The following is a 13,333-nucleotide window of genomic DNA, read 5'->3' as shown; positions in this document are numbered from 1 at the left end:
ATCACTCAATAAGATTATATTATTAGTAAAAGCATATTATAATTCAGTGCTTATAAGCTCCACACATAAAATTACTTTTAAATTTATTATTAGTCAAACATCTTCTTCAACTTATCTTCCTTCTTCACTTTCTTCATATCCTCTTCTACCATAATACGAACAAGTTCTTCAAATGAAGTCTTAGTTGGATTCCAACCTAATAATGTTTTTGCTTTTGTTGGGTCTCCTAATAATTGTTCAACTTCAGCTGGACGGAAGAATTTAGGATCTACTGCTACAAGTACTTTACCTGTTGCTTTATCGATACCTTTTTCTTCTACACCTTCTCCTACCCATTCAAGCTCAATGCCTACATGTTTGAATGCTAATGCAGTGAATTCACGCACTGTATGCATTTCACCCGTTGCGATAACAAAGTCTTCTGGCTTATCATGCTGAAGGATTAACCACATACATTCTACATAGTCTTTCGCATAGCCCCAGTCACGAAGAGAATCTAAGTTTCCTAAATATAATGTTTCTTGTTTTTCTTGTGCAATACGTGCTGCTGCAAGTGTGATTTTACGTGTTACGAATGTTTCACCACGACGTTCTGATTCATGGTTAAATAAAATTCCATTTACTGCGAACATATTATAAGATTCACGGTAGTTCTTTGTAATCCAGAAACCGTAAATTTTTGCTACACCATACGGAGAACGTGGATAAAACGGCGTTGTTTCTTTTTGTGGTACTTCTTGTACTTTACCGTATAACTCAGATGTTGATGCCTGATAAATACGAGTTGTTTCAGTTAGGCCTAAAATACGAACTGCTTCTAAAATACGTAGTGTTCCTACTCCATCTACATCTGCCGTATACTCAGGTACGTCAAATGATACTTTCACATGTGATTGTGCACCTAAATTATAAATTTCATCTGGACGAATTTCACTAATTAAGCGAATTACATTAGATGTATCTGTAATATCACCATAATGTAGATGGAAATTTTCTTGATTATTTAAGCCTTCAATTTCTTCATTTACTAGGCTCTCAATACGATCTAGATTATAAGAAGAACTACGACGAATAATACCGTGTACTTCATATCCTTTTTCTAATAAAAACTCTGCTAAATATGATCCATCTTGTCCTGTTACGCCTGTAATAAGTGCTTTTTTCATAATATCCTCCAGTTATCTCTATTAATCTTTTATTATTATTTTCTTACTAATTCTTTTTCTGTCTGTAGAAACCAGTCATATGCTTTCTTTAAACCTTCATCTAAAGAAGTTGTTGCCTTCCATCCCAATGCATTAATCTTAGTCACATCTACTAACTTACGTGGAGTACCATCTGGTTTAGAAGTATCAAAACGAAGCTCCCCAGTAAAACCTACTGTAGCTTTTACTTTTTCAGCAAGTTCTTTAATTGATAAATCTTCACCTACACCGATATTTACAATTTCATTACCTTCGTAGTTATTCATTAAATATACACAAGCATCTGCTAAATCATCAGAGTATAAGAACTCACGTAACGGAGTACCTGTTCCCCAAACCTCTACAAACTCAGCATTATTTTCTTTTGCCTCGTGGAACTTACGAATTAAAGCTGGTAATACGTGTGATGTATGTAAGTCAAAGTTATCATTTTCACCATATAAGTTTGTTGGCATTGCTGAAATATACTTTGTACCGTATTGGCGATTATATGATTCACACATTTTAATACCCGCAATTTTTGCAAGTGCATACGGCTCATTTGTTGGTTCTAATTCACCTGTTAATAAATATTCTTCTTTTAACGGTTGTGGAGCTAATTTCGGATAAATACATGTGCTACCTAAAAATAGTAATTTTTCTACGCCAGAGCGATATGCTGAATCAATGACATTCGTTTGAATCATTAAATTATCACGAATGAAGTCCGCTGGATATTGATTATTTGCAACAATCCCACCTACTTTAGCTGCTGCTAAAAATACATAATCAACCTTCTCTACCTGGAAAAACTCTTCTACTTGTTTTGGATCACGTAAATCTAATTCTTTACTTGTTTTATATACTAAATTTGTATACCCTTGTTCTTCTAACTTACGTAAAATAGCCGAACCAACTAATCCACGGTGACCTGCTACATAAATTCTAGAATCTTTTTTCATGATTTTCTAAACTCCTTTTTAAAATGCATTATTTGATCCTAATAATACCTTTACTGTTTTTAATATAATCTTTATATCATAGAAAACATTTCTATTTCGTATATATTCTAAATCCAATTCTACCATTTCAGAAAATCCAACACTATTTCTTTCCGTCACTTGCCACAATCCTGTACACCCTGGAGTCACCAGTAATCTTTGTTTATCATAGGGAGTATATTCCTTTACTTCTCTTGGAAGCGGTGGACGCGGCCCAACTAGACTCATATCCCCTTTTAATACATTTAATAATTGTGGTAATTCATCAATACTTGTTTTACGAATAAACTTCCCGATTTTTGTCACGCGTGGGTCATCTTTCATTTTAAACATGGCCCCCGTTACTTCATTATGTTGCAATAAATCTTTTAAACGCTCCTCCGCATCTGCTACCATTGAACGGAATTTATACATTCCGAATTCCTCTCCATCTTTTCCAATACGAATTTGCTTAAAAAACACAGGACCTTTTGGATCTTCCAACTTAATTAATATAATAACAATAATAAAAACAGGTAATAGCAAAACAATACCGCATAATGCACCAAACATATCCATTAAACGCTTTATAAATAAATATAATACGTTTTGATTTATCTCCTCAGCAGCAAGTAATCCTTGTTTTTTTGCAGTTCCACTTGACACTTTTGTTAAGGCCAATGCCCTTTCACCTCACCTTATACATGTATTTTTTCTTTTCTAACAAGTTCGTTCATATATTTCATCAATTCATCTTTTAATTCTTCATGCTGGAGCGCCATCTCAATCGTCGTCTTAATAAACCCAAACTTCTCTCCAACATCATAACGAGTACCTTCGAAATCATATGCGAACACACGCTGAATTTCATTTAACCGTTGAATGGCATCTGTTAATTGAATTTCTCCACCAGCACCTGTCTGTTGATTCTCAAGGAACATAAAGATTTCCGGCGTTAATACGTAACGACCCATAATTGCTAAATTTGATGGTGCTGTACCTTGTGCTGGCTTTTCAACAAATTGACGTACTTGATAACGACGGTCATTTTGTTCAACTGGATCGATAATACCGTAACGATGTGTTTCATTTTCAGGTACTGTTTGTACACCAATAACTGACGACTGTGTACCTTCATATTGATCCATTAATTGACGTAAACATGGTGTTTCAGCTTGTACAATATCATCACCAAGTAATACCGCAAACGGCTCGTTTCCAATAAATTTACGCGCACACCACACTGCATGGCCAAGCCCTTTCGGTTCTTTTTGTCTTATGTAATGAATATTAATTCTTGAAGAAGCTTGTACTTTTTCAAGTACTTCTAATTTTCCTTTTTCAAGTAAAGTTTGTTCTAATTCAAAGGAATGATCAAAGTGATCTTCAATTGCACGCTTTCCTTTTCCAGTAACAATAATAATATCTTCAATTCCTGATTCTATCGCTTCTTCTATTATGTATTGAATTGTCGGTTTATCGACAATCGGCAACATTTCTTTCGGCATCGCTTTCGTCGCTGGTAAAAACCTTGTTCCAAGACCAGCCGCTGGGATAATCGCTTTTCTTACTTTTTTCACTTGTAGTCCCCCTAAATCCTTTTATTTATATGTAACAATAACAAAAACCCTACCTATAGAGTCATATTTATAACCCTATAGGTAGAGTTTCTATTACAAATAAATTATGGGCATCTAACCCATCCTCACGTCATACTCCCGACGACAAGCGTCTAAGGTAGGTTGAAATATAATTTCTACCCACAGCACGACCGAGTGCCTCCGTTGATAACGGTTAGGAGACATCACCTGTTCTTTATTTAAAAGATGCCAAACAACTTTTTACGACGAATTTGTTCTGGATCTTCTTTATAAATTGCTTTCCCGCTAATGATTAAATATGGATTCTCTCTTAAATCATTCATAACACTTGCGCCAAATTCTTTCTCTATTAGTTCATAGCTTTCTGCTAGATGAAATCCTCTTGACGTTGTGTTATGTGCATCCGATGCAATCATATGCGTTAAATTATGTTCAACTAGTTGTAGCGAGAATTTTTTAATCTTTTTCCCGAATTTACCTAGAAGGCTTCCTGCCGTCACTTGTGTTAATGCACCTTTATTGACAAGATTATATAACTTATCTGGCCGCTCGATTAACTCGGCATTACGTTCGGGATGAACGATAATTGGGATCATTCCTTTTACACGTAATTCATACAATAGTTGTTCTGCATAACGAGGTACATGATTAGATGGAAATTCAATGAATATGTATTTGTTTGTTTCATTTAAAGTAACGATTTTACCAGCTTCATAGTCTTCTAATAAATCACCGTATAACCTGACCTCTTGCCCTGGTAAAACTTTCAGTGGGATTTCATTTTGTTGCAATTCATCATTTAATTGCTTCACTTGATGAATAATAGAAGTACGCTCGTTTACATATTTACCATTTTGATGATGTGGCGTTGCGACAATTGTATGTATTCCTTCTTCTACGGCTTGTTGTGCCATCGCTAAACTATCTGTTACTGTTTGTGCACCGTCATCGATACCAAATAAAATGTGACAATGTAAATCAATCATTCTTTCATCATCCCTCTTTTCTAGTAATCTTTTTTCCCTTGAACATGAGGGATATCTCATATTCAAGGGAAAAAAGGAGATATGTTCTATTCATATCTCACTCTCTTTATTAGTTTGCGCCATAATAATAATATAGACCTTGTTCACGTTCACGATCGTTTAAAATGACGCCTAACAGTTTACCTTTAGCTGATTCTAACAACCCTTTTGCTTTTACTGCTGTTTCTTTCTCTGTCGATTCACTACGAACAACAAGAATAGAAGCATCACATACATTTGCCATAATTTGCGCATCGGTAACAGCTAAAATTGGTGGTAAATCGAAAATAACTAAATCGTACATACTGTATGCTTGTGCAAGAAGCTCTTGCATTGACTTTGAACCTAACAATTCCGCTGGATTTGGCGGGATTGGACCACAAGCTAAAAAGTGTAAATTATCAACTGATGTTGTTTGTACACATTTTTCTAAACGTTCACTATGTGTTAATACGTTCGTCAATCCGAAAATATTATCTACTTGAAACATTTGATGCATCGCTGGTTTACGCATATCTGCATCAATTAATAGTACTTTCTTTCCTTGTTGGGCGAACACAACAGCCATATTCGCTGTTGTTGTTGTTTTCCCTTCACTTGGGTTCGCAGACGTTACCATTAACGAATGTAAATTCGTATCAACAGCTGCAAATTCGATATTCGTTCGAATATTACGATATTGTTCTGAAATAGGTGCTTTCGGTTGTTGATGAGCAATTAATTGACGACGTTGACGATGATTTTTTTTCTTTTTAAATAAATTAAGAGCCAATTGTTTGTCCCCTCACTTTTCTTGATGATGGAGCATGTGATTTCACGTTCGTTGTTTCTTCATCCATACGAGCTACAATACCTAGTACTGGTAAACCTAATAAATCCTCTATGTCTTCTTCTTTTTTCAAAGTGTTATCTAAATATTCTAGCAAGAATGCCAAACAAACTGAAATCATTAAACCTACCACAAAAGCAATCACTACATTCGACATCGGGCGAGGTTTAATTGGTGACTGATTTTCGACAACTTCAGCCTTTGATAGTACCGTTACGTTATCCACATTCATAATTTTTGCGACTTCGCCTTTAAAAACTTCAGCTATCGTATTTGCAATATTACGAGCTACTTTTGGATTTTTATCCTCCACCGTTACAGCTATCACTTGTGAGTCTTTTTCATTTGTAACATTGATTTGGTTTGCTAAAGCCTGCGCTGACATATTTAAGTTTAACTTTTCATTGACTTGGTCCAAAATGACAGGGCTTTTCATAATAATTTTATATGTATTCGTCAATTGAATATTCGTTTGAACCTCTCCAGCTTGAAACATTGCCCCTTCTTGCTTCTTCTGATTAACAAGAATTTGTGTCGAAGATTGATAAATCGGTGTCATGAAGAAGAAGCTAATGATAGCACTTACAATAGCTGCACCAAAGGCAATTACGAGGATCATTGCTAAACGTTTTTTTAAAATATGAAATAACTCTTTCAAACTAATTGTTTCTTCCATAAGTTCCTCCAACTTTCTAAAATTTGCACATAAGAAAAATTATAACATATAAATCTTACATTTTTTTATTTTAGTAATATCTATGTACGATTGTTATTTAAAAACATATATAATCTTACAAAATAATCTTAAATATGACAACACATTCCATCAAATTTCCAAAATTTCCATTATATCATGATTTTTATATAAATCAATAAGTGATTTTATAAAAATTCAAAAAGCCGATAAAATTATTTATCAGCTTTAAAGTTTATTATTCTATACATTATTTTCTAATAATATCCATATTGTTCCTTTTCTTCTCTTTTATCATTTAAAACGACACCAAGTAATTTACCGGACGCTTTGTCTAATATTTGCTTCGCTTTTACAATTTTATCTTTTTCTGTTTTTTCACTACGTACGACAAGTACGATTCCATCGCATTTGTTCGCAAGTAGTTGTGCATCGGTAACCGCAAGAACGGGTGGTGTGTCGATTAAAATAATATCAAACATGTTATATGCTTCTAGTAATAGCTCGTCCATTCCCTGGCTACCTAATAGTTCAGCTGGGTTTGGCGGGATTGGACCTGACGCCATTAAGTATACATTCTCTATATCTGTTTTTTGAATGCATTGCATCAATTTTGCTTGTCCTGATAATAGATTCGTTAATCCATTTGAACTGTGGATGGCAAATAAGTTTTGAATCGTCGGCTTACGCAAGTCAGCTCCGATTACTAAAACTTTCTTTCCTTGTTGTCCAAAAACAACTGCTAAGTTTGCAATTGTCGTTGTTTTTCCCTCGCCTGGATTTGCCGAAGTAACAATAATAGAACGAACATGATTATCTACAGATGTAAATTCAATATTTGTACGAATGTTACGGTATTGTTCTGCAACACGTGATTTAGGCTCTTTATGTGTAATTAATTGTCGTAATGGTTTTCTTTTTTTTCTCCCGAACATGGTATGATCTCCTCTTTTCAAAATGCGACACTTTCCCCTTTATCTCTCTATGTCCGATATGCTACGCCCATTTTTCATTTACTGATACTGTTAAAATTACCCATCACTTTCCTCTACAATTCATCATAACCAATCATCATAAGCTTTGTCCTATCTCATAACATTCATAATGTGACAACCGCGTCTCTATTTTTATCGCGCTATCATTTATCTTAATTTCAAGATATTTATAGCGTCATTATATATGAACTTCCATTCATTTACAATAAAAATTCTGATTAATCTGCATTTTAATATTTCGAACAAAAAATACATAAATTAAAAAAATTCTTCCGCCTATTGCAGAAGAATTTTTTTAATTCACATCTATTCTTTTTTATCACCAATCGCAAATGTAATTTCAGCTTCACATGCAACTTCACCATCTACTGTTGCGATTGCTTTTCCTTTTCCGATTGGACCACGTACACGTGTCATTTCTACTTCTAGACGAAGTTGATCACCTGGACGTACTTGTTTTTTGAAACGACAATTGTCGATACCTGCGAAGAAAGCAAGTCTTCCGCGGTTTTCTTCTTTCTTTAATACCGCAACTGCTCCAACTTGTGCCAATGCTTCTACAATAAGTACACCAGGCATAACTGCATAGTCAGGGAAGTGTCCGTTAAAGAATTCTTCGTTTGCGGATACATTTTTAATTCCAACCGCTCGTTTTCCTTCATCTACTTCTAATATTTTATCAACAAGTAGAAATGGATAACGGTGAGGAATGATTTCTTTAATTTGTTCTATATTTAGCATGTAACAATCGCCCCTTTTGTAATATTGGTCTTACCACTTGGACATATTGTTTATTATCCCATTTTGTTTATTGTTTGTCATTATAAAGTGCAATTTCACTTCCTATTTATAAAAAAAATGCACACACTCTATTCCATTACAATAGCTGCATATACTTGCAACTGACACGGAGGTAGAAAAGAGTGTATGCCCAGATTAGGGAAAGGCAATATGTATTGAAACATTATTTGCCTTAATGTCGTATTCGACTCATTATATTATAAACGTTTTCAAATAAGGAAATATTAAATTTAACCATATATATGAATATTTTACCTGTTTTCTTCATTTTTCTTTATTTTTCTTCTATTTTCTCAATAAATCAAAATGAAATAAAAAAATAAAAGAATACAAAAACAAAAAAGAACTAAGGTGTTAACCGTAGTTCTTCTCATCTTCCACGCCTTTTGCGAGCTAATAATAAGCGGGGGATGCCCCCACTTATTAAAATTTCACTTTACCGTAAAGCACGCTTTGGTAATTTATCAATATTCTCTAACATAATACCTGTACCAACCGCAACGCAGTGCATTGGGTTTTCAGCAATTAATACTGGTACTTTTAGTTCTTCTGCTAGAAGCATGTCGATACCGTGTAGTAAAGCTCCACCGCCCGTTAGAATAACACCGCGGTCGATGATGTCCGCAGATAGTTCTGGTGGTGTGCGCTCTAATACGCCTTTTGCAGCTTGTACAATGATAGCCGCGTCTTCTTTTAGTGCTTCTGTAATTTCTTCAGAACATACTGTAATTGTACGTGGTAAGCCTGTTACCATGTCACGTCCGCGAATTTCAAGCTCTTCGCTACGTGCACCTGGGAATACTGTACCAACTTTAATTTTAATATTTTCTGAAGTACGTTCTCCAATTAACAGCTTATACTTACGTTTAACGTAGTTTAAGATCTCCATATCAAACTTATCGCCAGCCATTTTGATAGAGGAAGAGGTAACAATATCACCCATAGATAGTACAGCGATATCTGTTGTACCTCCACCAATATCAACAACCATGTTACCGCTTGGTTGGAAGATTTCCATACCAGCACCAACTGCGGCTACTTTTGGTTCTTCTTCTAAAAATACTGTTTTACCACCTGAACGTTCAGCAGCCTCACGAATTGCTTTTTGTTCTACTGATGTGATATTTGTTGGACAACAAATTAAAATGCGAGGTTTTGAAAAGAAGCTCTTTACGTCCAATTTGTTAATGAAATACTTTAACATTGCTTCTGTAATTTCGAAATCTGCGATTACACCATCTTTAAGTGGACGAATTGCTACAATATTACCAGGCGTACGTCCCACCATACTTCTTGCTTCTTCACCTACTGCTAATACTTTACCTGTGTTACGATCAATTGCAACAACAGATGGCTCATTTAATACAATACCCTTACCTTTAACATGGATTAATACGTTAGCCGTACCTAGGTCAATTCCGATATCTCGCGCAAACATTCCCGTTTTTTCCTCCTCGATATTCAAAATCAGGTTACACCCGAATTCTTTTACACCTAATTTCTGATTTTATCATAAATTTAACAGAAACGTAATATTCGCAAAAAGAATTCTTCTGAAAAATATTACCGAATCGACACGGAATGTTTGCGATCGCATATTTATTGACGGACCGGCTTTTCTACATCTTCTTTTCTATACTTTTGCTTTGTTGCTTCTCCGCCTCTTAAATGACGAATAGACTTATGATAATCAAGAATTTCTTTCACTTCATTTGCGAGCTCTGGATTAATTTCTGGTAGACGTTCCGTTAAATCTTTATGGACTGTACTCTTTGATACCCCAAATTCCTTTGCAATGACACGCACTGTCTTTCTTGTCTCCACGATATACTTACCAATCTTGATAGTTCTCTCTTTGATGTAATCGTGCACACCACTCGCCTCCCTAAATTGGATGTGAGAAGGGTGAAATGAGCCTCGCTGCATATGACTAAGAAGTAAGTGTGAGTGCTGTTTGTAAGCGTTAAACATTCTTGGATTTATAATGAAATGATTCACGATTTCTCACCTCAAACACTCTCTTTGCTTTGGTTTATACCATTGTATTGCCCGCACTACTGATATATGCTACATGTTCACTATTTTTGCGGACTAAGTTAAGAAAAATTACATTTTTTTGTGAGAAATACGTTAACAGTGACTATTTTGGCGAAAAAAAATGACACCTTATATATAAGGCGTCATTCTTCTCGTTCCAAATCTTCTTCTAATAACTGATGGTGGGGAACCTCTTTCTTACCAGCAATATAATAATATAAGGTGAATAAAACAAACAATAAAATAATAGCAGTCGACAGAACAAACAAAAATGACACAGTATCCCCTCCCTTTTGTAATATATATTCGAGAATCTCGTCATTTTTCCTTGTTATTGCAACTTTTTTCTCGAAATTGAGTATTTTTATATAAAGTGAAACTTTAATCAGTGGGCGCCATTTCCCACTGATTCTTAGTTGAACCAATCGGGCTTTTACGGGCAGTTGACCCCAGGCCTAACTGCTTAGCTTTCACTGAAATTTGAAGTAGGGGTCTTACTGCCCGTTAATGCGGGGTGAAAGTAAAAAAATCAGCTCTCCTAGCGAGAACTGATTTTTCCACTTTTTTATTCTTGTGAAGAAGAACTGTTAGATGATTCTGTAGAACCATTTGTTGATTTTTCTTCTTTCTTCGGTTCTTCTTTTTTGTCACTAGTCGAACCGCTTGTTGATTTTTCTTCTTTTTGAGACTTGTCTTCTGTTTTATTTTCTGGTTTCGTGCTTGTTGACTTTTCTTCTTTTTGAGATTTGTCATCAGCTTTTTTACCAGAAGCATTCGTTGCTTTTGCAGCACCTGCATCAGCTTTAATTTCGGCTACTGATTTATTTAAGTAGCGTTCAGGGTTCACAGCCACATTGTCTTTACGTACTTCAAAGTGAACGTGAGAACCTGCTTCTTTATTCATTGCACTTAGACCGGATTTTCCTAATACTTCACCTTGTGCAACTCGTGCACCTTTTTCTACTTTCACACTGCCTAAGCTTTGATAAGAAACTGCTACACCATTTCCACTATCAACTGTTACAACATAACCAAGAAGTGAATCTTTTTCAGCTTTCGTTACTGTACCACTTAAAGCAGCAGCTACATTGAACTCTTTTCCATTCTTCGCAGCAATGTCGATTCCTTTATTTGGGGAATATGTGTTGTTATAAAAGACAAGTGCTTTTTCTTGTTCCGCCTCAGTTGCTGCATCTTCATAGAACTTCTTCTGTACGACTACTTCCACACTCGCGGCTGCTGGCATTTTCACTACTTCTGAAGATTTCGTTACTGGTACTGCTGGATCTTCCGATTGTGTATACGGTGTTGCTTGATCTTGGTTCGGAGTCTTCTTCGGATTAGCTCCTTGGAACCATAGCGCAACCATTAAAATTACCGCTGCACATGCAATGTATAGTGCCGGAAACACCCATCTTTTTTGAAATAAATGTACTACCTTTTGCGACTTTTTATTATTTCTTCCTCGCATTCCATCATCACCTCAGCAATCATTTTGAACAATATTCACGTATCCTATACAACCTATAACTAATTACTTTTCGACAAAATCTGTAAAAATATGTATAAGAATTGTAAAATTTCCGAGGAAATGATAGAAAAAAGAAAAAACTGAGCACTTTCGGCTCAGTTTTTAGTCTAATTGTTTCTTTTTATATACGATTAAACATGCAATAAGTGAAATAACGAGCCACACTCCAACATTTAGCATATGCCCACTAATACTACTAAACCCAGCACCCTCCACTAAGCTTTTAATCGCTTTTTCAAGATGAGATGTTGGAAGATAACTAATCATCGTCTTAATTACTTTATTTTCAACCATTGGCTCAAATTGTACAGCTAAATACATCGTCATTAATATTGGCATTCCAATTAGTGATGTTTGTGGGACAGACTCAGCTAATAATCCAATCACTGTTCCAATTAAAATGAATAGAATTGTTCCACATAAGAAAATAAATGCTAGCAATAAGAGATTTCCACTTAATTGATCTAGAATGAATAAGTTTACAATGGAAATACCTAACGTTAAACATGCTGTTAATATACTTTTACCAAGAAGAACTTCAACAGAAGAAGCCGGTGATAGCATTAACACACGTAACGTATGTTTTTCTTTCTCTTCTGCAATTACCATTGATTGAACAAATCCTGCTACAAATAGAAAGGACATTAAAGTAATAATGCCAACTCCTGCCTGTCCTTCTCCAAATCGGCTAAATATAAATGCAAATATAATTGGTAAAGATGCCATTAACAAAACTTGTGAATTTGTCTTAAAGTCCTGTACTTCTTTTCTAAAAATAGCTGATACACGTCTCATTGAAAATGTCATTATAATCCCCTCCCAGTAACTTCAATAAAGATATCGCCTAGCGTTGGTTCATGTGAGTGAATCGATAGCAATTCGCCTTTTTTCATCCATTCTGAAATACGTTTTGCACCTAATTCATCTTTTTGTACGACTTCTTTTTGCTTATCTTTTAATACGACTTGTATTTGATCTTTCGCGTATTGCAAGCGAAGGTTCTCCGGTGTATCAAGCGCTACAATTTCTCCACCGCATAGAAAGGCAATGCGGTTACAAAGAGTCTCTGCTTCTTCCATGTTGTGCGTCGTTAAGAAAATTGTCGTTCCTTCTTTATTTAAATCTTTTAAGACTTTATGAATGTTTTGTACGTTAACTGGATCGAGTGCAGATGTTGGTTCGTCTAAGAAGAGGATATCCGGTTTATGAAGAATCGCTCTAGCTAATGTGACGCGCTGCTTCATTCCTTTTGATAGTTTCTTTACTAATGTTTTTTTATCATCTAATAGATTCACTTGTGCTAGTACTTCATCGATTCGTTCTTTTTTACAATCGTATAAGTCACAAAATAATAGTAAGTTATCATAAATGCTAAGTCTCTCATATAAACCGCTATTGTCTGTTAAAATACCAATTCGTTTGTAATCGATGCTGCTTGGCCCCGTAATATCTTTCCCTAATACTCTTACCGTTCCAACACTATGAAGTAATTGAGAAGTTAAAATCTTTACTGTTGTCGTTTTTCCAGATCCACTCGGTCCGAGGAATCCAAAAATTTCTCCTTGCTTCACTTCAATATTTACATTTCGGAGTGCTGTTTTTTCGTTGAAACTTTTCATTACATCTTTCATTTCAATTGCCAATGTCATCTCGTCA

15 protein-coding genes are annotated in these 13,333 nt (G+C 35.1%); all 15 read right to left on the bottom strand.

Annotated elements, in window-relative coordinates; genetic code table 11:
- Positions 1-89 precede the first annotated feature (89 nt).
- The gene (gmd, locus tag AABL52_RS01190) at positions 90-1,166 is read right to left on the bottom strand and encodes a GDP-mannose 4,6-dehydratase (protein ID WP_341518772.1); all 1,077 of its coding nucleotides are present in this window, start codon (positions 1,164-1,166) and stop codon (positions 90-92) included.
- A 35-nt stretch (positions 1,167-1,201) separates the two neighbouring features.
- Positions 1,202-2,146 (bottom strand): GDP-L-fucose synthase, encoded by a 945-nt coding sequence (gene fcl, locus AABL52_RS01185; RefSeq protein ID WP_341518771.1) that lies wholly within the window; start codon positions 2,144-2,146, stop codon positions 1,202-1,204.
- Between the two features lie 18 nt (positions 2,147-2,164).
- Positions 2,165-2,845: a sugar transferase gene (locus AABL52_RS01180; RefSeq protein ID WP_341518770.1), complete on the bottom strand. Its 681-nt coding sequence runs from the start codon at positions 2,843-2,845 to the stop codon at positions 2,165-2,167.
- A 17-nt stretch (positions 2,846-2,862) separates the two neighbouring features.
- Entirely contained in the window at positions 2,863-3,744 is an 882-nt protein-coding gene (bpsC, locus tag AABL52_RS01175; protein WP_341518769.1) for a UTP--glucose-1-phosphate uridylyltransferase BpsC, read from the bottom strand.
- Between the two features lie 239 nt (positions 3,745-3,983).
- Entirely contained in the window at positions 3,984-4,751 is a 768-nt protein-coding gene (locus AABL52_RS01170; RefSeq protein WP_341518768.1) for a tyrosine-protein phosphatase, read from the bottom strand.
- A 109-nt stretch (positions 4,752-4,860) separates the two neighbouring features.
- The gene (locus tag AABL52_RS01165) at positions 4,861-5,562 is read right to left on the bottom strand and encodes a CpsD/CapB family tyrosine-protein kinase (protein ID WP_341518767.1); all 702 of its coding nucleotides are present in this window, start codon (positions 5,560-5,562) and stop codon (positions 4,861-4,863) included.
- Positions 5,552-6,295, bottom strand: coding sequence for a YveK family protein (locus tag AABL52_RS01160; RefSeq protein WP_000393139.1), 744 nt, complete (start codon positions 6,293-6,295; stop codon positions 5,552-5,554). The genes AABL52_RS01165 and AABL52_RS01160 overlap by 11 nt, the downstream gene beginning before the upstream one ends.
- A 275-nt stretch (positions 6,296-6,570) precedes the next feature.
- On the bottom strand, positions 6,571-7,248 hold the full coding sequence (locus tag AABL52_RS01155; RefSeq protein WP_341518766.1) for a CpsD/CapB family tyrosine-protein kinase: 678 nt from the start codon (positions 7,246-7,248) through the stop codon (positions 6,571-6,573).
- 366 nt (positions 7,249-7,614) lie between these two features.
- Entirely contained in the window at positions 7,615-8,049 is a 435-nt protein-coding gene (gene fabZ / locus AABL52_RS01150) for a 3-hydroxyacyl-ACP dehydratase FabZ (protein ID WP_000931959.1), read from the bottom strand.
- Between the two features lie 496 nt (positions 8,050-8,545).
- Positions 8,546-9,547, bottom strand: coding sequence for a rod shape-determining protein (locus AABL52_RS01145; protein WP_000457989.1), 1,002 nt, complete (start codon positions 9,545-9,547; stop codon positions 8,546-8,548).
- 161 nt (positions 9,548-9,708) lie between these two features.
- Entirely contained in the window at positions 9,709-9,981 is a 273-nt protein-coding gene (gene spoIIID / locus AABL52_RS01140; RefSeq protein ID WP_000544012.1) for a sporulation transcriptional regulator SpoIIID, read from the bottom strand.
- 308 nt (positions 9,982-10,289) lie between these two features.
- Positions 10,290-10,424: a hypothetical protein gene (locus tag AABL52_RS01135; RefSeq protein ID WP_000008900.1), complete on the bottom strand. Its 135-nt coding sequence runs from the start codon at positions 10,422-10,424 to the stop codon at positions 10,290-10,292.
- Positions 10,425-10,711: 287 nt separating this feature from the next.
- The gene (locus tag AABL52_RS01130; RefSeq protein WP_001214935.1) at positions 10,712-11,617 is read right to left on the bottom strand and encodes a M23 family metallopeptidase; all 906 of its coding nucleotides are present in this window, start codon (positions 11,615-11,617) and stop codon (positions 10,712-10,714) included.
- A gap of 162 nt (positions 11,618-11,779) precedes the next feature.
- Positions 11,780-12,484, bottom strand: coding sequence for an ABC transporter permease (locus AABL52_RS01125; RefSeq protein WP_000144456.1), 705 nt, complete (start codon positions 12,482-12,484; stop codon positions 11,780-11,782).
- Positions 12,484-13,326, bottom strand: a complete 843-nt coding sequence (locus AABL52_RS01120; protein WP_064470674.1) for an ABC transporter ATP-binding protein — start codon at positions 13,324-13,326, stop codon at positions 12,484-12,486. Before AABL52_RS01120 ends, AABL52_RS01125 begins: the two co-directional genes overlap by 1 nt.
- Positions 13,327-13,333 lie beyond the last annotated feature (7 nt).

It is taken from the genome of Bacillus paramobilis (assembly GCF_038096195.1).
In the GTDB taxonomy this organism is placed as follows: domain Bacteria; phylum Bacillota; class Bacilli; order Bacillales; family Bacillaceae_G; genus Bacillus_A; species Bacillus_A mobilis.
Note: the sequence above shows the minus strand (reverse complement) of the source record. Positions and strands in the feature narration are given on the sequence as shown.

Bases quoted from the DNA above. Each gene is read 5' to 3' on its own strand.
- gmd (WP_341518772.1), bottom strand. From the start codon at position 1,166: ATGAAAAAAGCACTTATTACAGGCGTAACAGGACAAGATGGATCATAT.
- fcl (WP_341518771.1), bottom strand. From the start codon at position 2,146: ATGAAAAAAGATTCTAGAATTTATGTAGCAGGTCACCGTGGATTAGTT.
- AABL52_RS01170 (WP_341518768.1), bottom strand. From the start codon at position 4,751: ATGATTGATTTACATTGTCACATTTTATTTGGTATCGATGACGGTGCA.
- AABL52_RS01160 (WP_000393139.1), bottom strand. From the start codon at position 6,295: ATGGAAGAAACAATTAGTTTGAAAGAGTTATTTCATATTTTAAAAAAA.
- AABL52_RS01155 (WP_341518766.1), bottom strand. From the start codon at position 7,248: ATGTTCGGGAGAAAAAAAAGAAAACCATTACGACAATTAATTACACAT.
- fabZ (WP_000931959.1), bottom strand. From the start codon at position 8,049: ATGCTAAATATAGAACAAATTAAAGAAATCATTCCTCACCGTTATCCA.
- AABL52_RS01145 (WP_000457989.1), bottom strand. From the start codon at position 9,547: ATGTTTGCGCGAGATATCGGAATTGACCTAGGTACGGCTAACGTATTA.
- AABL52_RS01130 (WP_001214935.1), bottom strand. From the start codon at position 11,617: ATGCGAGGAAGAAATAATAAAAAGTCGCAAAAGGTAGTACATTTATTT.
- AABL52_RS01125 (WP_000144456.1), bottom strand. From the start codon at position 12,484: ATGACATTTTCAATGAGACGTGTATCAGCTATTTTTAGAAAAGAAGTA.
- AABL52_RS01120 (WP_064470674.1), bottom strand. From the start codon at position 13,326: ATGACATTGGCAATTGAAATGAAAGATGTAATGAAAAGTTTCAACGAA.